This window comes from Mycobacterium sp. 852013-51886_SCH5428379 (genome assembly GCF_001665575.1).
Taxonomy (GTDB): domain Bacteria; phylum Actinomycetota; class Actinomycetes; order Mycobacteriales; family Mycobacteriaceae; genus Mycobacterium.
Window position 1 is genome coordinate 94830 of record NZ_LZSU01000007.1, and the last position, 24079, is coordinate 118908.

Annotated in this window: 27 protein-coding genes and 1 riboswitch; of the genes, 13 read left to right on the top strand and 14 right to left on the bottom strand. The window is 69.1% G+C overall.

Features of this window, described 5'->3' with window-relative positions:
- Positions 1–9: 9 nt before the first annotated feature.
- From A5757_RS01580 to pdxH, 5 genes are all read right to left on the bottom strand, one after another.
- Complete coding sequence (locus tag A5757_RS01580; protein WP_082929260.1) at positions 10–1314, bottom strand: citrate synthase; 1305 nt, start codon at positions 1312–1314, stop codon at positions 10–12.
- Between the two features lie 45 nt (positions 1315–1359).
- The gene (locus tag A5757_RS01585; protein WP_066828208.1) at positions 1360–2046 is read right to left on the bottom strand and encodes a TetR family transcriptional regulator; all 687 of its coding nucleotides are present in this window, start codon (positions 2044–2046) and stop codon (positions 1360–1362) included.
- A gap of 56 nt (positions 2047–2102) precedes the next feature.
- The gene (locus A5757_RS01590; RefSeq protein WP_066828242.1) at positions 2103–2747 is read right to left on the bottom strand and encodes a TetR/AcrR family transcriptional regulator; all 645 of its coding nucleotides are present in this window, start codon (positions 2745–2747) and stop codon (positions 2103–2105) included.
- Between the two features lie 68 nt (positions 2748–2815).
- Positions 2816–4108 (bottom strand): MFS transporter, encoded by a 1293-nt coding sequence (locus A5757_RS01595; RefSeq protein ID WP_066828209.1) that lies wholly within the window; start codon positions 4106–4108, stop codon positions 2816–2818.
- On the bottom strand, positions 4109–4771 hold the full coding sequence (pdxH, locus tag A5757_RS01600) for a pyridoxamine 5'-phosphate oxidase (RefSeq protein WP_082929262.1): 663 nt from the start codon (positions 4769–4771) through the stop codon (positions 4109–4111).
- Positions 4772–4833: 62 nt separating this feature from the next.
- Here pdxH and A5757_RS01605 point away from each other — a divergent pair, with 62 nt between their 5' ends.
- Positions 4834–5964, top strand: a complete 1131-nt coding sequence (locus A5757_RS01605; RefSeq protein WP_066828210.1) for a citrate synthase 2 — start codon at positions 4834–4836, stop codon at positions 5962–5964.
- Positions 5961–6578, top strand: a complete 618-nt coding sequence (locus tag A5757_RS01610) for a maleylpyruvate isomerase N-terminal domain-containing protein (RefSeq protein WP_066828211.1) — start codon at positions 5961–5963, stop codon at positions 6576–6578. Before A5757_RS01605 ends, A5757_RS01610 begins: the two co-directional genes overlap by 4 nt.
- A 1-nt stretch (position 6579) precedes the next feature.
- Here the strand turns inward: A5757_RS01610 and A5757_RS01615 are convergent, their stop codons facing one another.
- The gene (locus A5757_RS01615) at positions 6580–8775 is read right to left on the bottom strand and encodes a family 1 glycosylhydrolase (RefSeq protein ID WP_082929263.1); all 2196 of its coding nucleotides are present in this window, start codon (positions 8773–8775) and stop codon (positions 6580–6582) included.
- A 124-nt stretch (positions 8776–8899) separates the two neighbouring features.
- Between A5757_RS01615 and A5757_RS01620 the strand changes: the two genes are divergently transcribed.
- Entirely contained in the window at positions 8900–9355 is a 456-nt protein-coding gene (locus A5757_RS01620) for a VOC family protein (RefSeq protein ID WP_066828212.1), read from the top strand.
- A gap of 3 nt (positions 9356–9358) precedes the next feature.
- Here the strand turns inward: A5757_RS01620 and A5757_RS01625 are convergent, their stop codons facing one another.
- A complete protein-coding gene (locus A5757_RS01625; protein WP_066828213.1) occupies positions 9359–11035 on the bottom strand; it encodes a 4Fe-4S binding protein in 1677 nt (558 codons plus the stop codon).
- Positions 11036–11052: 17 nt separating this feature from the next.
- On the bottom strand, positions 11053–12078 hold the full coding sequence (locus A5757_RS01630) for a diiron oxygenase (RefSeq protein ID WP_066828214.1): 1026 nt from the start codon (positions 12076–12078) through the stop codon (positions 11053–11055).
- 175 nt (positions 12079–12253) lie between these two features.
- Between A5757_RS01630 and serC the strand changes: the two genes are divergently transcribed.
- Together serC and sepH are read left to right on the top strand one after the other, a co-directional pair.
- The gene (gene serC / locus A5757_RS01635) at positions 12254–13366 is read left to right on the top strand and encodes a phosphoserine transaminase (RefSeq protein WP_066828215.1); all 1113 of its coding nucleotides are present in this window, start codon (positions 12254–12256) and stop codon (positions 13364–13366) included.
- A gap of 101 nt (positions 13367–13467) precedes the next feature.
- Entirely contained in the window at positions 13468–14292 is an 825-nt protein-coding gene (sepH, locus tag A5757_RS01640; protein ID WP_066828216.1) for a septation protein SepH, read from the top strand.
- 97 nt (positions 14293–14389) lie between these two features.
- On the opposite strand, the gene A5757_RS01645 is transcribed toward sepH, so the two are convergent.
- Genes A5757_RS01645 through A5757_RS01655 form a run of 3 tightly spaced genes read right to left on the bottom strand, consistent with a single transcriptional unit; the run spans position 14390 to position 15956 of the window.
- Entirely contained in the window at positions 14390–14668 is a 279-nt protein-coding gene (locus A5757_RS01645; RefSeq protein WP_156618099.1) for a DUF2537 domain-containing protein, read from the bottom strand.
- Positions 14665–15528 carry an RNA methyltransferase gene (locus A5757_RS01650; protein WP_066828217.1) on the bottom strand — a complete coding sequence of 288 codons (864 nt, stop codon included), beginning with the start codon at positions 15526–15528 and terminating at the stop codon, positions 14665–14667. Before A5757_RS01650 ends, A5757_RS01645 begins: the two co-directional genes overlap by 4 nt.
- Positions 15525–15956 (bottom strand): MarR family winged helix-turn-helix transcriptional regulator, encoded by a 432-nt coding sequence (locus tag A5757_RS01655; RefSeq protein ID WP_066828218.1) that lies wholly within the window; start codon positions 15954–15956, stop codon positions 15525–15527. Before A5757_RS01655 ends, A5757_RS01650 begins: the two co-directional genes overlap by 4 nt.
- A 73-nt stretch (positions 15957–16029) precedes the next feature.
- Between A5757_RS01655 and A5757_RS01660 the strand changes: the two genes are divergently transcribed.
- Both A5757_RS01660 and A5757_RS01665 read left to right on the top strand, forming a co-directional pair.
- Positions 16030–16296, top strand: a complete 267-nt coding sequence (locus tag A5757_RS01660) for a DUF2530 domain-containing protein (RefSeq protein WP_066828219.1) — start codon at positions 16030–16032, stop codon at positions 16294–16296.
- Positions 16297–16319: 23 nt separating this feature from the next.
- Positions 16320–16772: an SRPBCC family protein gene (locus A5757_RS01665; RefSeq protein ID WP_066828220.1), complete on the top strand. Its 453-nt coding sequence runs from the start codon at positions 16320–16322 to the stop codon at positions 16770–16772.
- Here the strand turns inward: A5757_RS01665 and A5757_RS01670 are convergent.
- Positions 16769–17536, bottom strand: a complete 768-nt coding sequence (locus A5757_RS01670) for a DUF3027 domain-containing protein (protein WP_066828221.1) — start codon at positions 17534–17536, stop codon at positions 16769–16771. The two genes, A5757_RS01665 and A5757_RS01670, sit on opposite strands and share 4 nt — an antisense overlap.
- Before the next feature lie 193 nt (positions 17537–17729).
- Here A5757_RS01670 and A5757_RS01675 point away from each other — a divergent pair, with 193 nt between their 5' ends.
- On the top strand, positions 17730–19337 hold the full coding sequence (locus A5757_RS01675; protein WP_231983854.1) for an MFS transporter: 1608 nt from the start codon (positions 17730–17732) through the stop codon (positions 19335–19337).
- Positions 19334–19822 carry a DUF2771 domain-containing protein gene (locus A5757_RS01680; protein ID WP_066828223.1) on the top strand — a complete coding sequence of 163 codons (489 nt, stop codon included), beginning with the start codon at positions 19334–19336 and terminating at the stop codon, positions 19820–19822. Before A5757_RS01675 ends, A5757_RS01680 begins: the two co-directional genes overlap by 4 nt.
- Here the strand turns inward: A5757_RS01680 and A5757_RS01685 are convergent.
- Complete coding sequence (locus tag A5757_RS01685) at positions 19819–20823, bottom strand: glutathione S-transferase family protein (protein ID WP_066828224.1); 1005 nt, start codon at positions 20821–20823, stop codon at positions 19819–19821. The genes A5757_RS01680 and A5757_RS01685 overlap by 4 nt on opposite strands.
- Positions 20824–20854: 31 nt before the next feature.
- Positions 20855–21265, bottom strand: coding sequence for a cold-shock protein (locus A5757_RS01690; RefSeq protein ID WP_066828225.1), 411 nt, complete (start codon positions 21263–21265; stop codon positions 20855–20857).
- A gap of 145 nt (positions 21266–21410) precedes the next feature.
- Here A5757_RS01690 and A5757_RS01695 point away from each other — a divergent pair, with 145 nt between their 5' ends.
- From A5757_RS01695 to A5757_RS01710, 4 genes are all read left to right on the top strand, one after another.
- Positions 21411–21818, top strand: a complete 408-nt coding sequence (locus tag A5757_RS01695) for a YccF domain-containing protein (RefSeq protein WP_066828226.1) — start codon at positions 21411–21413, stop codon at positions 21816–21818.
- Entirely contained in the window at positions 21815–22879 is a 1065-nt protein-coding gene (gene moaA / locus A5757_RS01700; protein WP_066828227.1) for a GTP 3',8-cyclase MoaA, read from the top strand. Before A5757_RS01695 ends, moaA begins: the two co-directional genes overlap by 4 nt.
- A gap of 2 nt (positions 22880–22881) precedes the next feature.
- Complete coding sequence (locus A5757_RS01705; RefSeq protein WP_066828228.1) at positions 22882–23148, top strand: MoaD/ThiS family protein; 267 nt, start codon at positions 22882–22884, stop codon at positions 23146–23148.
- 216 nt (positions 23149–23364) lie between these two features.
- A riboswitch (cyclic di-AMP (ydaO/yuaA leader) is annotated at positions 23365–23576 on the top strand.
- A gap of 9 nt (positions 23577–23585) precedes the next feature.
- Positions 23586–24079, top strand: a 494-nt coding sequence (locus tag A5757_RS01710) for a transglycosylase family protein (protein WP_197497223.1), incomplete at its 3' end; no start/stop codon positions are given.

The window sequence follows — 24079 nt, forward strand, 5'->3', positions numbered from 1 at the left end:
AAAGCGGAGTCAGCGGTTGGCGGAGTCGATGTAGTCGCGTTCGGTGTAGCCGGTGTAGATCTGGCGCGGCCGGCCGATACGGCCCGGCTCCGAGTGCATCTCGCGCCAGTGCGCGATCCAGCCGGGCAGCCGGCCGAGCGCGAACAGCACGGTGAACATCCGCGTCGGGAAGCCCATCGCCCGGTAGATCACCCCGGTGTAGAAGTCGACGTTCGGGTAAAGCTTGCGCTCGACGAAGAAGTCGTCGGTCAGCGCCGCCTCCTCGAGCTGCTTGGCGATGTCGAGCAACTCGTCCTCGACGCCGAGCTTGCCCAGGATCTTGTCGGCCTGCTCCTTGACGATGCGCGCCCGCGGGTCGTAGTTCTTGTAGACGCGGTGGCCGAAGCCCATGAGCTTCACGCCTTCCTCGCGGTCCTTGACCTTGCGGACGAATTCGCGCACGTCGCCGTCGCTCTGCCGGATCTTCTCCAGCATCTCGAGCACGGCCTGGTTGGCGCCGCCGTGCAGCGGACCCCACAGCGCGTTGATGCCACCGGAGATCGAGGTGAACAGGTTGGCCTGCGAGGAACCCACCAATCGCACCGTCGACGTCGAGCAGTTCTGCTCATGGTCGGCGTGCAGGATCAGGAGCATGTCCAGGGCCCGAACAATCTCCGGGTCGACCTCGTACGGCTCGGCCGGGAACCCGAACGTCATCCGGAGGAAGTTCTCCACCAGGGTCAGCGAGTTGTCCGGGTAGAGGAACGGCTGACCGGCCGACTTCTTGTACGCGTACGCGGCGATGGTCGGCATCTTGGCCAACAACCGGATCGTCGACAGCTCCACCTGCTCGTGGTCCATCGGATCCAGCGAATCCTGGTAGTAGGCGCTCAGCGCGTTGACCGCACTCGAGAGCACTGGCATCGGATGCGCATTGCGCGGGAAGCCGTCGAAGAACCGCTTGAGGTCCTCGTGCAGCAGCGTGTGCCGCTGGATCTTGGTGGTGAAGTCCTCGAGCTGCTCCGGGGTCGGCAGCTCGCCGTAGATCAGCAGATAGCTGACTTCGATGAACGTCGACTTCTCGGCCAGCTGCTCGATCGGGTAGCCCCGGTAGCGCAGGATGCCGGCCTCACCGTCGATGTAGGTGATGGCGCTCTTCGTCGAGGCGGTGTTGACGAAACCGCTGTCGAAGGTGGTGTATCCGCTCTTGGCCAACAGCGAACCCAGCGCGATGCCGTCGGCGCCCTCAGTCGCGGGGACGACATCCAGTTCGATCTCGCCACCCGGGTAACTGAGGGTGGCGTGTTCCGTCGCGCTGGACGAGTTTTCGGCCACGGGAAATCCCTTCTGAGCTGGTCGACAGGGCGAGGGGTACCCCCCTCACCGAAGGTAGTCGCTATTGTCGCGCACCGCCTGCGGGGCTGAGTCACCGGTGTCCCATGGCGCCCACAACCGGGCGAACATCGCGTAGGTGTCGCGCAGCCGGCGACACAGCACCGCCGGCTCGATGGGGTCGCCACCGGGCAGCCCCATTCCCCGGAAGGACGTCGCGAACAGCAGCGTCCACGCGTCGGCGACCAGGCGCACCGCCCGGTGGTCGAGCGGTAACCCCATCCGCCGCGCCAACACCACGACCGTCGCCTTCTCGGCAGGTTCGGGGGTGAACGCGAAAGCCGCGGTGTTGAAGGTCTGCGACGCGTTGACGATCGAGATCAGCACCGCCATCCGGTTGAACGCGCCCGGTCCGTTGGGCGCGTCGGGGGCGAAGATCTCCAGCTGCGTGCGCAACAGCGCCTCGAGTTCGGGGATGTCGGTCGGCTGTTCGGCCAGCACGGCCGCCATGTCCTCATCGATCTCGTCGGCGAACGCCGCGATCACCGCTTCCTTGCTCGGGAAGTAGCGGTTGAAGGTGCGCGCGGAGACCTCGGCGGCCGCGGCGATCTGCTCGACGGTGGTGTTGTCGTAGCCCTGGCGGACACACAGATCGGCGGCGGCGTCGATCAGCGTCGTGCGGGTCCGGCGCTTCTTGCGTTCCCGTAGACCGAGCGCCGCTGATTCGTCGACCACGCACGCATCCTATGCGTCTGCGGCCGACGGTCCGGCCTGGCAGTACGCGGGAGACGTCACCGCCGCGGCAGTCCCACGGTGACCGTCAGGAACCGCTGGAAGCTGTCGTCGATGCGGTGCGCCATCAGGTCCGGACCCAACGGATGGCCATCGATGTCGTCGACGAGGTCGTAGCAGGCGGTGGCGATGATGGCCGACGTCACCGACAGCGCGATGCGCACGTTCCGATCGTCCGGGTCGGTACCCATCCGGGCCGCCATCGCGGCGAGCACCCGGCCGGACCGGAACTCCGCCGCGGGCAGTCGCAGCGATTCGGTTGAGTTCAGGATGCGCAACATGGTCGCGATCCGTTCGGGGGTGATGGTGATGGTGTCGTCTTCACCGACCGCGCGCAGGACGTCGACGTGCGACCGGTACAGCGCTTCGAGCGGGGACGCGTCGGCGGGCACGGCCTCCAGGCGGTCGGCCACCGCGTCGGCGAAGTCGTCGAGCAGCGTCAGCAGCACCGCTTCTTTGGAGGCGAAGTAGCGGCTGAACGTGCGGGGCGAGACGTCGGCGAGCGCCGCGATCTGTTCGACGGTGGTGCCATCGAAGCCCTGACGCCCGCACAGTTCGATGGCGGCGTCGACGAGTGTGGCGCGCGTCCGTAGCTTCTTGCGTTCGCGCAGACCGACATCCGGTGCGCCGACGTCTTCAGCCACGGTTCGGATGCTATCGCGCATCCGCGACGCCCATGGGTGTTATGGCATACGACGCATATCGCCGGTGGTCATCCTTTGTCACCTTCCGGCAGTTTCGGGGCGCCGACGCGATAGCGCACGAACGCCGGGGCGAGGGCGGCGGCGACCAGCACACCGATCACGACGAGAGCACCGCCGCCGGCGGCGGCGAGGGTGGTCCCGACCGCCGCGGCGGCCGCGCCGTGGGCGACGTCGGCCACGCGCGGACCGCCCGCGACCACGACGACGAACACGCCCTGCAGGCGGCCGCGGACGTCATCGGAGGCGGCCTGCTGCAGGATCGTCGAGCGGAACGCGGCCGACACCATGTCGGCCGCCCCGCCGATGGCCAGGAACAGCAGCGCCACCCACAGCAGGACACCGACGTGGCCGTCGGCGAATCCGCACGCCACACCGAAACCGACCATCGCCAACCCCCACACGACAATCGAGCCGACCACCGCCAGACCCTGCCGCCGCACCCGCGGCAGCCAGCCGGAGAACACCCCGCCGGCGACGGCGCCCACCGACATCGCCGCGGCGAGCAGCGCGATCACGGTGCCGCCCTCGACCGGGCCGCCGAAGCTCTCGTGGGCGATCTGCGGGAACAGCGCCCGCGGCATCCCGAAGATCATCGCGATGAGGTCGACGACGAACGACATCAGCACCACGCGGTTGCCTGCCAGATACCGGAAACCGTCGAGTACGGCGGTCAGCCCGAATCGGGCCGCGCCCGCGGCGGCTGTCGGCGGGATGGGCGACAGCCGGAAGGTCGCCCATATCGGTGCGATACAGGTGGCGGCGTCGATCAGGTAGAGCGTCGACAGATCCACCCAGTGCAGCATCACCCCGGCCAGTAGCGGGCCGACGATCGCACCGAACTGGAACACCGTCATGTTCAGCGAATTCGCCGCGGGCAGTTGATCTTCGGGCACCATGCGCGGGATGGCCGCCGCCCGAGTCGGCGAGTTCACCGCATAGAACGCCTGCTGAACCGACAGCAGGCTGAGCACCACCCACACGTTGTTCAGCGCGAGCGCGGCCTGCAGCCACAGCAGCACCGACGCCGCCGCCAACCCGCACGAGGTGATGATCAGCAGTGCGCGGCGGTCCATCGCGTCGGCCAGCGCACCGCCCCACAGCCCGAACACCACCAGCGGCACGAGCGCGAACAGCCCGGCCAGACCGACGTAGGCCGAGCTCTGGGTCAGCGCGTAGAGCTGCACCGGCACCGCGAAGATCGTGAGGTTGGCGCCGATGACGGTCGGGATGCCGGCCACCCACAGCCGGCGGAAGTCCGGCGTCCTCAGCGGTGTGGTGTCGGCGAAGAGACCCCGCGCCACCTACGGTTGAAGCCGCTCGACGCGGCCGCCCGTCACTCGAATCCTGTTGTGCACCCGGTTCTCCCGGCCCTGCCAGAACTCGACCACCTCGGGCTCGATCAGATAGCCGCCCCAGTTCGGCGGAACCGGCACCTGCTCGTGCCCGTCGAAGCGTGCGGTGACCTCGGCCAGTTGATCGAGCAGAGCCTGCCGCGAGGCGATCGGGTGTGACTGGTGCGACGCCCACGCGCCGAGCTGCGATCCCCTGGGACGCGTGGCCCAGTAGTCCGCGGTGGCCGCCGCGGACACCTTGTGCACCGCGCCGCGCACATGCACCTGACGGCCGAGGGCGTACCACGGGAAGGTGGCCGACGCGTAGGGCGTCGCCGCGAGGTCCTGCCCCTTGGCCGATCCATAGTTGGTGAAGAAGGTGAGGCCGGTGTCGTCCACGCCCTTGCACAGCACCGTGCGGGTCACCGGGCGCCCCTGGGCGTCGACCGTGCCGACCACCATGGCGTTCGGTTCGGACAGACCGGCCTTCTCGGCGTCGGCCATCCACCTGCCGAGCAGGGCCACCCAGCCGTCGGACACCCAGTCGGCATCCAGGTCGGGGCTGCCGTCCTTCTCCACCGAGCCGTACTCCACCCGCATCGCCGCCAAGTGCTCGTTCTCGAGCTCTGTCACCGCGTCAACGCTACGCCCGACCGCTGCCCACAGCGGGACGGGCCGGGTGCGAGAATCGGCCCATGACCGAGACGTCATCGCCGGTGCCGGAGGACTTCATCGCGGGGCTGGAGGGTGTGGTGGCCTTCACCACCGAGATCGCCGAACCGGACAAGGACGGCGGCGCCCTGCGCTACCGCGGGGTGGACATCGAGGACCTGGTCGGACGCCGCGTCACGTTCGGTGACGTGTGGGCGCTGCTGGTGGACGGGGCCTTCGACGCCGGGCTGACGCCGGCCGAACCGTTCCCGCTGCCGATCCACAGCGGCGACGTCCGGGTCGACGTGCAGGCGGGTCTGGCGATGCTCGCCCCGATCTGGGGATACCGGCCGCTTCTCGACATCGACGACGACACCGCCCGAGCTCAGCTCGCCCGCGCCTCGGTGATGGCGCTGTCCTACGTCGCGCAGTCGGCCCGCGGTATCTACCAGCCCGCCGTGCCGCAGCGCGCCATCGACGAATGCAGCACGGTCACAGAACGTTTCATGACCCGGTGGAAGGGTGAACCGGATCCGCGGCACGTCGAGGCGATCGACGCCTACTGGGTCTCGGCCGCCGAACACGGGATGAACGCGTCGACGTTCACGGCCCGGGTGATCGCCTCCACCGGTGCCGACGTCGCCGCCGCGCTGTCGGGTGCCGTCGGCGCGATGAGCGGACCGCTGCACGGCGGGGCGCCGGCCCGGGTACTGCCGATGATCGAGGAGGTCGAACGGACCGGCGACGCCCGCGCGGTGGTCAGGGACATCCTCGACCGTGGCGACAAGCTGATGGGATTCGGTCACCGCGTCTACCGCGCGCAGGACCCGCGGGCGCGGGTGCTGCGGGCCACCGCCGAACGCCTCGAGGCGCCGCGCTACGAGGTCGCCGTAGCGCTCGAACAGGCGGCGCTCGCCGAGTTGCGCGAACGACGCCCCGACCGCGCGATCGAGACGAACGTCGAATTCTGGGCGGCCGTGATGCTGGACTTCGCCGAAGTGCCGCCGTCGATGATGCCCGCGATGTTCACGTGCGGACGCACCGCGGGCTGGTGTGCGCACATCCTCGAGCAGAAGCGCCTCGGCAAGCTGGTCCGGCCGTCGGCGATCTACGTCGGGCCGGCGCCGCGCAGCCTGGAATCGGTCCCGGGGTGGGACCGCATCAAGACATCGTGACCACCGCCGCATATCAGCAGTTCGTTTCTGCGGCAGATGGTTTCGCGCGCCTGGTCGCGGAACTGCCGGCGGGATGCTGGGACGCTCCGGGTTTGGGTGAGTGGGATCTGCGGGCTCTGGTCGGTCACACCTCGCGTTCGCTGATCACCGTCAGCACCTACCTCGGCACCACCGCGGCAAATGAGGATGTCCGCACCCCCGCCGAGTACTACCGACAGGTCACGCCCGAGGCCCTGGGCATCGATCCGGCCGCCGTGGCGGAACGGGGCCGGCAGGCAGGTCGTGACCTCGGCGACGATCCGGTGGCCACCGTCGATCGGTTGGTCGAGCGGGCGCTGGCCGACGCGGCCGCGGCGGGCGATCCGCTGATCGAGGTGATCGGCGGGATGGGCATCCGGTTGAGCACCTACCTGCCGACGCGGACGTTCGAACTGGTGGTGCACGGACTGGACATCGCCCGTGCGGCCGGGGTGCCGTACGCCCCGCCGCCCGATGCGCTGGCGGCCGCGGTCGACCTGGCGGCGCAGGTCGCCGTCGCCTCCGGGCATGGACCGGCCGTGCTGCTGGCGCTGACCGGACGGGCGTCGCTGCCGACCGGCTTCAGCATCGTCTGAGCTACCACCGCAGATTCGGGACGACCCACTCCAACAGTGGAAGCGGCAACCCGTTGGCTCGGGTGATCTGACTGATCGCCGCGATGCTGGCGGGTTTGGGGGTGCGCTCGAGCTCCGGAGTGGCCGGGTCGGAGCCGAAGAGACCGAACTTCAGGTCGTAGCCCTCGGACCATTCGAGGTTGTCGACGAACGACCAGTAGGTGTAACCGCGGATGTCCATCCCGTGGGCGACGAGATCCTGGACAACCGCGATGTGGCTGACGAGATAGGCCGGCCGTTTGGAGTCGTCGGCGTCGGCGATGCCGTTCTCGGTGACCCACAGCGGTTTTCCATAGGACGCGGCGAGCTCGAGCACCTCGCGGAAGCCGCCGGGATCGGTGGGCTGATTGAAGTCGCTGCACGTCGGGGATGGCTCACACCGCAGCGGAAGCCCGCGCAGGAACGGGAATCCCGGGATCGGGGCGAATCCGAATCCCTGCATCGGCTGCGACCCGTAGTACTGCACGCCCAGGAAGTCGACCTTGCCGACGAAGTCGGCGCGGATCTCGCCGGCGGACCTGCGCCCGTCGAAGTTCGCATCCACCCAGCCGTCGATGACCGCGTTGGGAAACCAGCGGTTGTAGTAGGCGTTCCAGGCGTCGGCGGCTTGATCGTCGAGGGGGTTGCGGGGATCGGCCGGCCGCGCCGGGATCATGTTGTTGGAGAATCCCACGAACGCCGCGGGCCCGTCCGGTGTGGCAGAAGTGGTGTCCCACAGGTGAATCGCGTCATAGGCCGCGACGTGCCCCCTGGCCTGGTTGACCAGCAGGGTCGCGGCGAGGTCGGGGCGCAGCACTCCGGGCGGCCAGGAGGGCACCAGCCCGGGAATCGCCAGCAGTTCGGTCAGCACCGGCGCGAACGGCTCGTTGATGGTGACCCAGTTGTCCACCAGATCGCCGTACTTCCAGGCGACGTATGCCGCGTACTTCTCGAACTCGACCGGCGTCGTCGACGACAACCAACCCGCGCGCGGCGCCGGCAGCCCGAACTGGACCAGCCACCGCGACGCCAGCGGATCGTGGATCCACAGCGGCAGCGTGAAATGGTTCACGGTGACCAGCGGTTCGAGCCCCTGTGCCCGCAGCGCGGTGAACACCTCGCGGTAGTGCGCGACCTCGCCCTGGTTGGCCAGCGCGTCCATCGCCTGCAGATCGGCCAGGCTGACGGTGCCGCCCTCGTCCCTGATGTCGATGGCGGCGGTGGAGGCCGGGAACAGCCGGCTCCATTCGATGCCCATCCGGAACGTGTTCATCCCCAGCACGTCTCGCGCGAGTTCGGCATCCGTGTCGAAGCTGACGTAGGCGCCCGGGCCGTCGTCCGGCACGCCGTGGGTCAGTCCGAACAACTGATTGAACGGATCGTGCACCCACCGATACCAGTCGGAGTAGGGGTCGACGGGTGATCCGGGTCCGCCCTCGGCCTGGAATCCGGAGTGCGCGACGCCCCAGGCGAATTGGTCGGGGAAGCGCAGGTTCATCCCCGCGACGGGGGCGACGGTGACCGTCACGGTCTGCACGGTGCGGTGTCCGCCGCCGGGGTTGATCAGGTTTCCGACGATCGGGATGAGCTGGAGCAGACCGGCGGGACCGTGGGTGTGCGGGCCCGCCGCCTCGTCGCTGACCACGACCGTGAACTCGTCGGTGCCGCCGGTGGCCGCCATCGCGTTCATGGGCCGGTAGGTGAAGGTGCCGGTGTCGTCGATCTCGACCTCACCGCCGTTGCGCGGCCTGCCGACCACGCGGTAGGTGACGTCGTCGCCGTCGGGATCGTCGACCAGGACGCGTCCGGTGATCACGACGTCCCCGGCGTCGTTGCGCGACTGAACGTTGCGCGCGGGGTCGTAGGAGGTCTTCGGTGTCTCGTTGAACAGGGCGCGGCGCGGCAGGGCCCGCGGCGTCTCGTCCATGCCGTCGTCCCGCGGTGTCTCCGTGCGCGACGCCCGGTCGCTGCGCACGCCCGTTGCTCGCGAAGCGCGGTCGGGGGCGGACCGGGCCGGTGCTGCGGAGTCCGACGCGGCCGACGACGCGGGTCCGCGCGAGACGCCCGCCGAGCCGTCGGCCTCGGCGGCGGCCGTGGCGGTACCGGTCCACGCACCGAGCCCGATGCCGAGCCCCACGCCCAACAACCCGATGTATCCGACCCGGGACCGAGCAGCCATGGCTATTGCTATACGCGGTCGAGCGGCGAGTTTTCGCGGAATCGGCGATCAACGCCGCCGCAGCGATGAGAAATGTCGGTGGCAACGGTCAGTATCGACACCACCCGCTCGAGAAGGAGAAACCATGGCACCTGAAGTCACCCCGTTCATCGCGCCGCACCTCGTCGTCGACGGAGCCGCGGCGGCCATCGACTTCTACGTGAAGGCGTTCGGCGCCATCGAATACGGACGCGTACCGGGTCCGGACGGGAAGCTCGTGCACGCGGCGCTCGGCATCAACGGGTCGACGGTGATGCTCAACGACGACTTCCCGGAGATGTGCACCGAAGGTCAGTCGATGACGCCGACCGCCCTGGGCGGGTCGCCGGTGACGATCCACCTGCAGGTCACCGATGTCGACAGCATGTTCCAGCAGGCGGTCGACGCCGGCGCCGAAGTGGTGATGCCGCTGTCGGAGCAGTTCTGGGGCGACCGGTACGGGGTGCTGCGCGATCCGTTCGGTCACCTGTGGTCGCTGGGTCAGCCGGTGCGCGAGGTCAGCCCGGAGGAACTGCAGGCCGCGATGGCCGCCGCGCAGTAGCGGTCAGCGCAGGAGGGCGAGCAGTCGGCGGCCGGCGCTCGGCGCCGGCGCGCCGGCTGCGGCGCCGAGCAAGTCGGCGACGGTGGTGAACTTGCTGCGCGGCCGGGTGTCCCCGCCGCGCGCGATCTCCGCCGCGTCGATGGCCCGCCAGCCCGCCGCGTCGACGACGTCGGCCTGCCGGCTGCGCACCAGCCGGTCGAGCTCACCCCGATGCTGCGGACCGCTCAGGGCACCGTCGTTGTAGTCGGCGACCAATGCGTGCACGGTTTCGGCGGCGCACGATTTGTTGGTGCCGATGAAGCCCGAGGGCCCGCGCTTGATCCAGCCCGCCACGTAGCTGCCCGGCACCGGCCGACGGTCGGCGCCGACCACGCGGCCGCCGTCGTTGGGCACGGTGGCGGTCTGCTCGTCGAACGGTAGACCGGACACCGGCCTGCCGCGGTATCCGATCGACGTCAGGACCAGCCCGGCCGGGACGCGCCGCACCTCGTCGGTGCCGGTGACCAGGAATTCGACGCCGTCGGCGCGGCTGTCGCCGGTGATCCGCTGCGGGGTCAGGCGGTAGGCCAGCCGGATCCGCGGACGGACGATCGGCGCGGACGAGTCGCCCAGCTTCGCCAGGACCTCCAGCTTGTTGCGGGTCAGCGCGTCGGTGTCCCGGGTAAGGTCGCGCCGGACCAGCTCGTGGTCCTCGGGGTCGAGCACGACGTCGCAGGATGCGGTGAGGCCGATCAGCTCGGGCAACGTGAAGGCCGACTCCGCCGGTCCGCGCCGGGCCGCGATCACCACCTCGTCGATCTGCGAGGCACACAGGGTCGCCAGCGCGTGGTCGGCGATGTCGGTGCGTGAGAGCGCGTCGGGGTCGGTGGTCAGGATCCGCGCGACGTCGAGCGCGACGTTGCCGTTGCCGATCAGCAGGGCCTTTTGGTGGGCGAGGTCGACGGGCAGGTCCGCGAAGTCGGGGTGGGCGTTGAACCACGCGACGAACTCCGTGGCCGTGCCGGTTCCCGGCAGGTCCATGCCCGGGACGTCGAGTCGCCGGTCGTTGGGCGCCCCGACCGCGTAGAGAACGGCGTGGTGGTGGGCCAGCAGCTCGTCGTGGGTGATGTGGGTGCCGACCTCAACGTTCAGATACAGGTGCAGATGCCGGTCGGCCGTGATCCGGTCGAACAGCCGGGTGACCTGCTTGGTGCTCTGGTGGTCCGGCGCCACCCCGGCCCGCACCAGGCCGTACGGCGTCGGCAGCCGCTCGAACATGTTGACCTGGACGCCCCGCTGGGTGAGCAGTTCGTCGGCGGCGTACATCGCGGCGGGTCCGGAACCGACGATCGCGACCGTCAGCGGACCGCCAGACCGCCGGTGCACCACCGGCGCCTCGAGTACCGGCGCCAGCTTCGACGTCGGGGGGACCTTCTCGTCGGCCCGGCGTTCGGGGTAGAACGCCGCGTTGAGCTCGACGAACGGCAGCTGTTCAGGCGAAAGCTTCGTGTCCGGGGCGATCGCCCCCACCGGGCAGGCGCTGACGCAGGCACCGCAGTCGACGCACGACGCCGGATCGATGTAGAGCATCTCGGCGGTGGCGAATCCGGGTTCGTCGGGTGTGGGATGGATGCAGTTGACCGGGCAGGCGTAGACGCAGGACCCGTCGCTGCAGCACGACTGGGTGATCACGTGCGGCATATTTGCTCTCAGACGTGTCAGGCGGCGGGCACGACGTGCTGCCGGTGCGGCTCGCTGCGGTAGCGGCTGGGCCTGCCGTCAATCCGGCAGATCCGCCACATCAGCTTTGCCATCGGGTTCATCAACCCGGTGTCGTGGCAGAGCATCCGCACGTCGCCGAACATATCCCGCAGGAACTGCCGCGACTCGGGCGCCCGGAAGAACAGCTCCTTGCGCACCGACCGCGGAATGTCGAATTCCTTCCAGAAACTACGCGGCGGCTTGATGATCGCCTGGCACAACACGCGCATGACCACCGGGACGTAGAGCGACAGCCAGAACCGCTGCCGTCTGGGCAGGTGCGGCAGCCGCTTGCGCAGGTACTCGTGGGCGAACGAGATGTGCCGCGCCTCCTCGGCGACGTGGATCGCCATCACCCGTTCCATGATCGGGTGGATCGCCTTGCCCTCGCGCAGCACGTTCTTCTGCGTGTGGTCGATCGGCTCCTCGCCGGCAAGCACCCCGAAGAAGAACGGGATCGGCAGCGGCCCCGCTACCAGCGGGATGAACGGCGAAATCCAGCGCAGCATCCGCGGCATCCCGGGGACGTCGGCGCCGATGCGGTTCACCATTTCCTGGAACATCATGGTGTGGTTGCACTCTTCGACCGTCTCGTGCATGCAGTAGCGGTACTCGGGTGAGCCGTTGGGCACCCAGAACGCATAGTTCGTCAGACCGCGGATCAGGATGATCTCGAACTGCAGCCCGACCTTGGCGACGTTCGCTTGGCGCCACCGGCCGATCTCGATCTGCCGCTCCCGGGGCTGCGCCTGATACCAGGGGTGGCGACCGATCGGGTCGGTCCCGGGCAGGATCCAGCGCTCGTCGTCGTCGACGACCGCGAACTCCGGGGAGCTCCAGTCGATGTCGGTGTAGGGATTGAAGTTTCGGCGCACCGACCCTTCAGAGAGAGTGGTGAGGGTGTCGACGTAGGCGCGATCCTCGGGGCTGTCCCCGATCTCCATATTGCGGCGCCAGCGCCGGACCATCCGTGTACGAGCCATCAGAGCCTCCCGAGTGGTTTACATTCACCGGTCTGCTGTACACAGTACCGCAGGTATCGGGTAAGTGTCCATGAGAGTTTTGTGAGTTTGCTGCCGGACCGGCGATCTGGGCGCGCTGACGTGCGGACAGCGTCGATTACCGCGCCGAAATCACCGGGAACTACGCTGGTACCCCATGGCCGATCTGACGATTCCCGCCGACCTCAAGCCCCGAGACGGACGTTTCGGCTCCGGGCCGTCGAAGGTGCGCCCCGAGCAGCTCGCCGCACTGGCGGGTGCGGGCCACCTCTTCGGCACCTCGCACCGGCAGGCGCCGGTGAAGGATCTCGTCGGACGGGTGCGCGACGGCGTCAAGACGCTGTTCTCGGTGCCCGACGGCTACGACGTCATCCTGGGCAACGGCGGTTCGACCGCGTTCTGGGATGCCGCGGCGTTCGGTCTGATCGACAAGCGTTCGCTGCATCTGACGTACGGCGAGTTCAGCGCCAAGTTTGCCTCCGCGGTGGCCAAAAATCCGTTCGTCGGCGATCCGATCGTGGTCAAGGCCGATCCGGGCAGCGCGCCGACCCCGCAGTCCGATCCGTCGGTCGACGTCATCGCCTGGGCGCACAACGAGACCTCCACCGGGGTGTCGGTGCCTGTGCAGCGGCCCGACGGTGCGGGTGACGCGCTGGTCGTCATCGATGCGACGTCCGGTGCGGGCGGGCTGCCGGTCGACATCAGCCAGGCCGACGCCTACTACTTCGCCCCGCAGAAGAACTTCGCCGGTGACGGCGGGCTGTGGCTGGCCGTGGTCTCCCCCGCCGCGCTGGCCCGCATCGAGTCGATCGCCGCGTCGGGGCGCTGGGTGCCCGATTTCCTGTCGCTGCCGATCGCCGTCGAGAACAGCACCAAGAACCAGACCTACAACACCCCGGCGATCGGCACGCTGGTGCTGCTGGCCGACCAGCTGGACTGGCTCAACGGCAACGGCGGCCTCGACTGGGCCGTCGGCCGCACCGCCGATTCGTCGCAGCGGCTGTATTCGTGGGCCGAGGCGTCGTCGTACGCGACGCCGTTCGTCACCGACACCGCGCTGCGCTCCCAGGTGGTCGGCACCATCGACTTCTCCGACGAAGTGGATGCAGCGGCGGTCGCGAAGGTATTGCGCGCCAACGGAATTGTCGACACAGAGCCCTATCGCAAGCTCGGCCGCAACCAGTTGCGGGTCGCGATGTTCGCCGCTGTCGACCCCGAGGACGTCAGCGCGCTGACCGCGTGCGTGGACTGGGTCGTCGAACGTCTCTGAGCCGATGCCGCGTGTCAGCACGGTAACGGACGGATAACACAGTAGGGTCACCGCTTATCGGGCTGGCGCCTCGCGTCAGGACGGGCCCGGAGGAGGTCGGTATGCGGGAACTCGAGGTCGTCGGACTGGACGTCGACGGCAAACGCATCGTCTGCGAGACCGCCTCGGGTGAGAAATTCCTCCTGCGATCCGACGACCGGCTGCGTGCCGCGGTGCGCGGTGACCGGGCGGGATCCAGTCGGCCGGCCAATCAGACGATGATGGATGTCGAGGTCCACAACATGCTTCGTCCCAGAGACATCCAGTCCAAGATCCGCGCCGGCGCCTCGGTGGAGCAGGTGGCCAACGCCTCCGGTATGCCGTACGAGCGGGTCGAGCGTTTCGCCCATCCGGTGCTCCTGGAGCGGTCCCGCGCCGCTGAACTGGCCACCGCCGCCCACCCGGTCCTGGCCGACGGACCCTCGGTGCTCACGCTGCTGGAAACCATCACCACCGCGCTCGTCGCGCGAGGCCTGGATCCCGACGACACCACCTGGGACGCCTGGCGCAACGAGGACGGTCGCTGGACCGTCCAGCTGGGCTGGAAGGCCGGCCGCTCGGACAACGTCGCCCACTTCCGCTACGTGCCCGGCGCCCACGGCGGCACCGTCACCGCCTTCGACGAGGCGGCCGCCGATCTGATCGACCCGAACTTCGCCCGGCAGCTGCGTCCGGTCGCACCCGTCGCCCAGCTGGACTTCGAGGAGCCGGTCGCCGCGCCGGCCCCTGCTCCGGCGCCCGCTGCTGCCCCCGCACCCGCACCGGCTCCCGCACCGCAGGATGTCGAGCCGGAGGCGCCCAAGCCGGCGCGGGCCCGCAAGGCCAAGCCGACAGTGCCCGCGTGGGAGGACGTGCTGCTCGGAGTCCGCTCCAGCGGTCAGCGCTGATCCTTCCGGGACTTCCGCAATGTCGGACTGAGAGCGTCGTCATGGATATATATGCGTGACGCGGCTGTCAGCCCGACATTGCGATCGGACCAACCCGTCAGAACACCCCGCCGAGCGTCAGCGCCGCCAGCGCGATCCAGCCGCCGGCCACCCCGACACCGCCACCGAGTACGAACCACCGCCACACCGGCCGCTTGCGCCACCCCCATACGGTGGGGGCCAGGCCGCCGACGGCGACGATGTTCAGTCCGACCGCCAGCAGCGGGTGCACCCGGATCAAGCCGAGGCTGAGTACGACCACAGCCGCCCCGATGACCGCCGCGACCAAGGCCGCCACCGTCAGACCCGTTCCCCACGGGGTGGATTCATCGATCACTTCGTGCTCCCCCGGGTCGCTCCGCTCCTGCCCGCCGTCCCGCTCCCCCTGACCCGTTCGTAGAACGCCAGCGCCGCGGCGGTCGCCACGTTGAGCGAATCGGTGCCCCGCGACATCGGAATGCGCACGCGCACATCGCTGGCCCACATCGCCCGTTCGGTGAGGCCGGGCCCCTCGGCGCCGACGAGGATCGCGACCTTCTCCCCGGCCAGGCGCGGCATCGCGTCGGCGAGCGTGTCGGCAGCCGGGTCAGGGGTCATCGCCAGCATCCGGAAACCGTTGTCGCGCAACGTCTCCAACTCTCCGGGCCAGGATGCCGCGCGGGCGAACGGCACCAGCAGCGCGTGGCCCATCGACACCCGGACCGCGCGCCGGTACAGCGGATCCGCACACCCCGCGCCGAAGACGATCGCGTCCACGTCGAGGCCCGCGGCATTGCGGAAGATCGAACCGAGATTCTCGTGGTCGTTGACCCCTTCGAGCACCGCCACGGTGCGCGCCCCGTCGAGCACCTGCGCCACCTCGAGCTCCGGCGCTCGCGACGCCGAGGCGAGAACACCGCGGTTGAGGTGGAAACCGACCACCTCGGCCATCACCTCGGCGCTCGCGCGGTAGAACGGCGCGTCGACGGCGCACAGCACGTCGCCGAGTTCGGTCAGCCGACGGTCGGTGCCCAGCAACGCGCGCGGCGTGAACCGCGACGCCACCATCCGCTCCACGACCAGCACGCCCTCGGCGATCACCAGGCCCTTACCGGTCGGCAGGTCCGGGCGGCGGTCGATGCTGTTGAGATCGCGGAAGTCATCGAGGCGCGGGTCGGCGGGGTCGTCAACGTCGACGACGGTGGCGGGCGGGCTCACGCGCTCTGGTCGACGATCGCCGTCATCAGGTCCGCGGCCGTCAGCAACGTCGCCCGCTGCTCGGGGTCGAGACGGTCCAGCCGTCGCTTCAGCCATTCCTGGCTGGCGCGCCTCTCCGCCTCGATCAGCTCGGCGCCCGCCGCGGACACCGACACCAGCACCTGCCGTCCGTCGTCGGGGTGCGCGGTGCGCTCGACATACCCGAGGTCGACCAGCGACGCGATCACCCGCGTCATCGACGGCGGGCGGACCCGCTCCCGCTCAGCTAACGCACCCGGAGTCATCGAACCCTCTTTGTCCAGCGTCACCAGAGCCGATAGCTGCGACAGGGAAATCGGCGATTCGGCACGCCGGAACCGCAATTGGCGCGCCAGCCGGATCACCGCGAGCGACAGGTCACTGGCCAGCCGTGCGTCGGTGTCCGCCACAAGGCAAATACTACCCAGGGCCGTGTCACCGATCGTTCGGATGCCTCACTTTCGATCGGATAGGTTGACCACGATGACCGAGGAACGCAGTCCCGACGGCGACGCGGCGCAACCGCCCGCACTTCCCGCGTCGCTGCTCGACCCGCGGCCGGTGATCCTGGTGATCGCCGTCGGCTGGCTGGTCGCCACGGTGCTCGCGTTCACCGTCGCCGGGTTGCAGGAATGGCGGCCGTACACCGTCGCCGGTCTGGGCATCGGGGTGTTTGGCACGTCCCTCTTTCTGTGGCAACGTCGCGCCGTGCGCCGCGGTGCCCGCGGCGCCCAGAGTGGATTGACCTGACGCCCCTACCCCGAGGAGGACGTGTGGCCGCACCGGTTCTGCACGCACAGATCGACATCGACGCCCCGGTGGCCACGGTGTGGGCCCTGGTCTCGGACCTCGCCCGCATGCCCGAGTGGAGTCCGCAGTGCCGCGTGATGAAGCCGCTCGGCCCCGTGCGCCCCGGCACCCGGACCGTCAACCTGAACCGGCGCGGCTTCCTGGTCTGGCCGACCACCTGCACCGTCACCGAAGTGGACCCGGAGAAGAAGCTCGCGTTCCGGGTGAACGCCAACAACACCGTGTGGAGCTACGAGCTCGAACCCACCGCCACGGGCACCCGGCTGACCGAGATCCGCAACGCGGAGAACGGCGTCAAGGCCGTGTCGACGGTGACCGTCAATGCGCTGTTCGGCGGTGTCCCCAGCTTCGAGGACGAGCTGGTGGCCGGGATGAACGAATCGCTGCGCAAGATCAAGGCCGCGGCGGAACGCTAGTCGGCGACCTCGACGACGCCGTCGTCATAAGGGTCGTACAGCGGGGAGCCGGAGCCGTGCGGCGCCGGGGTGTCCGAATGGGCGCCGCAGCCGTACTCGGAGTCCACGACGTGCCCGTCGGCGGACATCTCGTTGGCGCATACCCCGAACAACACCCCCAGGGCGCCCGACAGCGGCAGATAGAAACCGCAGTCGCGGCAGACCCGCTTGGTGGACCGCGCCATCGCCGACCCGGGCCCGAACTCCCCGTCGTGCCACCGCTGGGCGGCGTCGAGGCGACCCAACTGGCTGAGCACCTGTCGCCTGCCGAAACCGAACTCGGCGGCGACCTCGTCGACCTGCGGGTCACCGCTGGACAGATACGAGGGCACCAGCCGGGGATCCTCGGTCTGCGGGGCGAGCAGATCACCGGGGCCCAGATCGCCAGGGCGGACCCGCTCCTCCCAGGGCACCCACTTGGGCGCCAGCAGCGCCGTCGGGCCCGGTACCAGCGCCACCTCGCTGATGGTCGCGTGCTCGGATCCCGGATAGGCCGCCACGACGACGGCCCACTGCCAGCCCCGGTAACCCGGAAGGTCGGCCAGGAACCGGTGCGTCGCCGACGTCGGGTCCTCGAACGACGCGCCGAGATACTCGCCGACGCTGTCGGGTCCGCTGGCCTCGGCGAGCGCGTCGCGGGCCTGCTCGACGGCGCCCATCAGGATCGCCTCGAGATCGGGCGTGCGGGGGGCCACGTCCGTTGCGGTTTCGGTCACGCTGTCCATCGCCCCCCATAGTGCCGCAGTGCACCGGTCGAAGCCACACCGGTCGCCTTCCGCGGCCCCTGTCGGGGTCATGGGGGAGAATCAACGCGTGACCGGCGGACGCGAACGGGGTGAGGGTGACTCCCGGCGCTTTGAGGCCGGGGATGCCCGCTACTACCCGCCGCGGCCGCCCTCCGACGAGGAGCACCCGGGGATGGCCAACTATCCCAGCGACGGTTACTCGCCGCGCCGGCGTCACCAGCCGATGCCCAGCTCCAACCGCTGGCTGCCGCCACTGGAATCAGAGCCCGAACCGGCCCCCCGGTACCGCGCCGAACCGCCCCGCGGCGACGACCCGCCGGGCGGCGACAGGATCACCGTCACCCGGGCGGCCGCCTATCGCAGCCGCGAGATGGGGTCGCGGATGTACGGCCTGGTGCACCGGGCCGCCACCGCCGACGGCGCCGACAAGTCCGGCCTGACGGCGCTGACGTGGCCGGTGGTGGCGAACTTCGCCGTTGACGCCGCGATGGCCGTCGCCCTGGCCAACACGCTGTTCTTCGCCGCCGCCAGCGGGGAGAGCAAGGGCAAGGTGGCGCTGTACCTGTTGATCACCATCGCGCCGTTCGCCGTCATCGCACCGCTGATCGGCCCGGCGCTCGACCGTCTCCAGCACGGGCGCAGGGTCGCACTGGCCGCGTCATTCCTGCTGCGCACCGCGCTGGTGGTGCTGCTCATCGCGAATTACAACGGCGAGACCGGCAGCTACCAGTCGTGGGTGCTCTATCCGTGTGCGCTCGGGATGATGGTGCTGTCGAAATCGTTCTCGGTATTACGCAGCGCCGTCACGCCGCGCGTGCTGCCACCCAGCATCGACCTGGTGCGGGTGAACTCCCGGCTGACGACGTTCGGGCTGTTGGGTGGCACCGTCGTCGGCGGCGGGATCGCGGCGGGCGCCGAGTACCTGCTCAACCTCTTCCATCTGCCGGGCGCGCTGTACGTGATCGTCGCCGCATCGGTGGCGGGTGCGGTGCTGTCGATGCGGATTCCCAAATGGGTGGAGGTCACCGCCGGCGAGGTGCCCACCACCCTGAGCTACCACGGCGGCGACGACGATCTGCGGCGCGATTCCCGCCCACAGACCCGGTCCGGCAAGGCGCGCCAGCCATTGGGCCGCAACATCATCACCTCGTTGTGGGGTAACTGCACCATCAAGGTGATGGTCGGGTTCCTGTTCCTGTATCCGGCGTTCGTGGCCAAAGCGCACGACGCCACTGGCTGGGAGCAGCTGCGCATCCTCGGCCTGATCGGCGCCGCCGCCGCGATCGGCAACTTCATCGGGAACATGACCAGCGCGCGGCTCAAGCTGGGCCATCCCGCGCGCGTGGTGGTCCGGGTCGCCACGGCCGTCACCGCCGCGGCGCTGGTGACGGCGGTGACCGGAAATCTGCTGGTGGCCGCGGTCGCCACGCTCATCACGTCGGGCGCCAGCGCCATCGCCAAGGCGTCGCTGGACGCGTCGCTGCAGGATGATCTACCCGAGGAGTCCCGCGCCTCGGCGTTCGGGCGTTCGGAGTCGCTGCTGCAGCTGGCGTGGGTGGCCGGCGGAGCCACCGGCGTCCTCATCTATACCGACCTCTGGGTGGGCTTCACTACGATCACGGCCGTGCTGTTTCTCGGACTTGCCCAGACGATCGTGAGCTATCGCGGCGAATCGCTCATTCCCGGCTTCGGCGGTAACCGCCCCGTCCTCGCGGAGCAGGAGGGCGGCCGGCCCGCTCCGGCGCGCGGCAGGATGAACGCGCGGACGACGTCCGAGTGAAACGCGTCGTCGCCGTCCTGACGGTGGTCGCCGTGCTGTCGACGGCCGCCACCGCGGCACTGATCTGGCAGCTGACCCGCCACCACGAGCAGGACCTCCCGGAGATCAGCGCGTTCGCGTCGGGGGTGGCCACGGTCGTCGAGCCGTACTACTACTGCGACGTGCTCGATCTCAACGACTGCCGCGAGCCGGGCGTGCAGGGCGAACTGGCCGTCCGCGAGCGTGACCCGGTGCAGCTGTCGGTGCCGTCGGCGATCGCGGAGGCGCCGTGGCGGCTGCTGCGCGTCTACGAGGACCCGACGAACACCACCCAGACCGTCTACCGGCCGGAGAGCCGCTTCGCGGTCACCATCCCGACCGTCGATCCGCAGCGCGGCCGGCTGACCGGGATCGCGGTGCAGTTGCTGACGCTCGTCCAGGACGAGAACGGTGAGGTCTTCGAGCTCCCGCACGCCGAGTGGTCGATACGGATGGCCTGGGCCTAGAGCGGGGTGTGGTCCGGCGGCACGCGCTCACCTTCGCGCGTCGGCCCCGGTGGGGTGCCGTCGCCGAAAGGCCTGCCGCCCAGCTCTTCCCGGCCGTGCGGGGTCAGCCAGTTGGCCAGGTCCGGCCCCTTGGGCACCACCTGCGTCGGGTTGATGTCCGCATGGACGATGTAGTAGTGCTGCTTGATCTGCACGAAGTCGGTGGTGTCGCCGAAGCCGGGCGTCTGGAACAGATCGCGGGCATAGCCCCACAGCGCGGGCATCTCGGAGAGCTTGGCCCGATTGCACTTGAAGTGGCCGTGGTAGACGGGGTCGAATCGGGCCAGCGTGGTGAACAGGCGGACGTCGGCCTCGGTGATGGTGTCGCCAACGAGGAACCGCCGGCCGGTCAGCCGCTCCTCGAGCCAGTCGAGCGCGGTGAACAATCGGTCGTAGGCCTTCTCGTAGGCGCGCTGCGAGCCGGCGAAGCCGCAGCGGTACACCCCGTTGTTGACCTCGGTGTAGATGCGCTGGGCGACCTCGTCGATCTCGTCGCGGTGCCGCTCCGGGTACAGGTCGGGTGCGCCGTCGCGGTGGAAGGCCGTCCACTCCGTCGAGAAGTCGAGGGTGATCTGCGGGAAGTCGTTGGTGACCACCTCACCCGTCGAGACCTCGACGACCGCGGGCACCGTGATGCCCTTCGGATAATCGGGGAACCGCTTGAAGTACGCATCCTGCAGGCGCGGGATCTTCAGGACCGGGTCGACGCCGTCGGGGTCGAGGTCGAAGGTCCAGCTGCGTTCGTCGTGGGTGGGTCCGCAGAACCCGATCGACAGCGCATCCTCGAGACCGAGCAGCCGCCGGACGATGATGGTGCGGTTGGCCCACGGGCACGCCCGCGCGACGATCAGCCGGTAGCGGTCCGGTTCGACCGGGTAGCCGTCGCGACCGTCGGCGGTGATGCGCGTTTCGATGTAATCGGTGTCGCGGTCGAATTCGCCGCCGCTAGCGACATAAGCCATGGCTGCAGTGTGCCCGGCTTTTTACGAAACGTCAGGCGTCGAGTTCGCGCGCGACGGCCTTGACGACCTCCGACACCCGGCGGGCGACCTTGCGGTCGGGGTAGCGGCCCTTCTGCAGATCCGGCTGAATCGTGTTCTCCAGCAGGGTGATGAGGTCGCCGATCATTCCATGCAACTCGTCAGGGGTGTGCTTGTGCTCGGGACGTTCCGCTTCCCGGCGGGTCTTCGAGAGGCTGGGCGGCGGGTCGATCAGCTTGAGGCTCAGCGCTTGGGGACCGCGCCGGCCCGCCGCGACACCGAACTCGACGCGCTGACCGGCCTTGAGGCCCTCCACGCCCGCGGGCAACGCCGAGGAGCGGACGTAGACGTCCTCCCCCTCCTCCTGGGACAGAAAGCCGAAGCCCTTCTCGGCGTCGTACCACTTAACCTTGCCGGTCGGCACTGTCGTCACCCGCTCGTCTCGCTGACATAAGGAAAGCGTCCCGCTTGCGCCAGGACGCGTTGGCCAGAGTCTACTCGGACCGCACCCACGAGAGCACCCGTGTATCGGTAGGCTGAGAACACCGCTGGAGGGAGATGCGACTGGTATGCGGCTGATCCTGAACATCATCTGGTTGATCTTCGGCGGACTGTGGCTCGCACTGGGTTACGCGCTCGCGGGAATCTTGTCGTTCATCCTCATCATCACGATCCCCTTCGGGTTCGCCGCGTTCCGCATCGCCGCCTACGCCCTGTGGCCGTTCGGCCGCACCGTGGTCGAGAAACCCGGCCCCCGCCCCGGCGCCCTGATCGGCAACGTCATCTGGATTCTGCTGTTCGGCATCTGGCTGGCGATCGGCCACGTCGTCACCGCGGTCGCGATGGCAGTGACGATCATCGGCATCCCGCTGGCCCTGGCGAACCTGAAGCTCATCCCCGTGTCACTGATGCCGTTGGGTAAGGACATCGTGCCGGTCGACGGACCCGACCCGTACACGGTGCGGGCGGCACGATGACCGTCACCGCGCTCGGCGTCCCCACGGTCCTACGCCCGGAACCCACCGTTGCGCCGGGCATGCCGACCACCGGACCGCTGATAGACACCTTCGGCCGGGTCGCCACCGACCTGCGGGTGTCGCTGACCGACCGCTGCAATCTGCGGTGTACCTACTGTATGCCGGCCGAGGGTCTGAACTGGCTGCCGGCCGACGAACTCCTCAGCCACGACGAGCTGATCCGCCTGCTGCGCATCGCAGTGACGCGCCTGGGCATCACGAACGTCCGCTTCACCGGTGGTGAACCGCTCGTGGTGCGCGCGCTCGAGGACATCGTGTCCGCGACCGCCGCGCTGCGTCCCCGCCCGGAGATCGCGATGACCACCAACGGCATCGCCCTGGCCAAGCGTGCGAACAAACTGCGGGACGCGGGCCTGGACCGGGTCAACATCTCGTTGGACACGGTCGACTCCGCCCGCTTCGCCCACATCACGCGCCGCGACCGTCTCGACGACGTGCTCGCCGGACTGGCCGCCGCAGCTGCCGCCGGCCTGACGCCGGTCAAGGTCAACGCTGTCCTCGATCCGGACACCGGGCTCGACGACGCGGTGTCCCTGTTGCGCTTCTGCCTCGAGCACGGCTATCAGCTGCGGATCATCGAGCAGATGCCACTCGACGCCGAACATCAATGGCAGCGGGGGCGCTCCCTGGAGGCCGCCGACATCCTCGCGGCCCTGCGCACCCAGTTCACGCTCACCCAGGACCCGGCCCCCCGGGGATCGGCGCCGGCGCAGCTGTGGCGCGTGAACGGCGGGCCCGCGACGGTCGGGGTCATCGCCTCGGTCTCGGAGGCGTTCTGCGCGGCCTGTGACCGCACCCGCCTCACCGCCGACGGCCAGGTTCGCAACTGCCTGTTCGCGCGGGAGGAGAGCGATCTGCGGGCGCTGCTGCGTTCCGGCGCCGACGACGACGCCGTCGAACATGCGTGGCGGGTGGCGATGTGGACGAAGGCCGCGGGACACGGGATCAACGATCCGGATTTCGAGCAGCCGTCGCGGCCGATGAGTGCGATCGGAGGATGACGATGACGAGCGCGACCACCGTGCGGGTGACCGTGCGGTTCTTCGCCGCTGCGCGTGCTGCCGCAGACGCGGAGTCGATCGATCTGGAGCTGGCGCCCGACACCACCGTCGCCCAGGTGGTTTCCGAATTGAGCGGCAGATCAACGGACTTGGCACGGGTGCTCGCCCGTTGCTCATATCTGTGCGACGGCGTGGCGGTCCGCGATCAGGCGATGACGCTGCAAAACGCTCAGACGCTCGATGTCCTTCCACCATTCGCCGGCGGATAACCGTGATTTATGTCACATAACAAAATGGTCACGGACTGGCTATCGCTGAACGACGTGTGACAGACACCTGGGCAAACGGCGAAACAACCTGCGGGTTTAGAGCCTCTTTAATATTTGCTGACACCGAAAACGCCGAGGTCGGCACAAGGTGACGGGTGCGCGGACAGCGGTTACCGTTCGTCGCAGGCCAGTCGACCCTAATCAACCGGCCCGTCCCGCCCGATAGCGCCGAGCTCCATCCATCGTCAGCGGGACACCACCAAGAAACACCTGGATGGAGGCGGGGGACCCACCGGTCCGCCGAGTTAGAAGGACCCGGGGCTGCGGCCCCTTGGGGTGAAGCCGGAGTCGGAAGCCGACACCGGCCGGGTGACCTCTCCAACCCGAACCCGACAGCTGACCTCGTGGGCGCTCCGACGAGAGGACCAATCGCACTTATGAGTGGACGGCACCGCAAGCCCACTACTTCATCTGTCAGCGTCGCCAAGATCGCCTTCACGGGCGCAGTCATCGGTGGAGGAAGCATTGCCCTCGCAGGGCATGCGGGTGCTGCCACCGACGGCGAATGGGACCAGGTCGCGGCCTGCGAGTCCGGCGGCAACTGGGCCATCAACACCGGCAACGGCTATCACGGCGGCCTGCAGTTCTCGCCGAGCACCTGGTCGGGCCACGGCGGCGGCGAATTCGCCCCGTCGGCGTTCCTGGCCACCAAGGAAGAGCAGATCGCCGTCGCCGAACGCGTGCTGGCCAGCCAGGGCAAGGGCGCGTGGCCCAGCTGCGGCGGCCCCCTCTCGGGCGCGACCCCGCGCAACGTGATCAACGAACCCGAACCGGCGCCGTTGAACAACGTGCTGCCGCCGCCGCCCGCGCCGCTCGATCCGTTCGCGCCGCCCCCGCCGCCGGCCCCCGCACCTGTCTCTTATACACATCT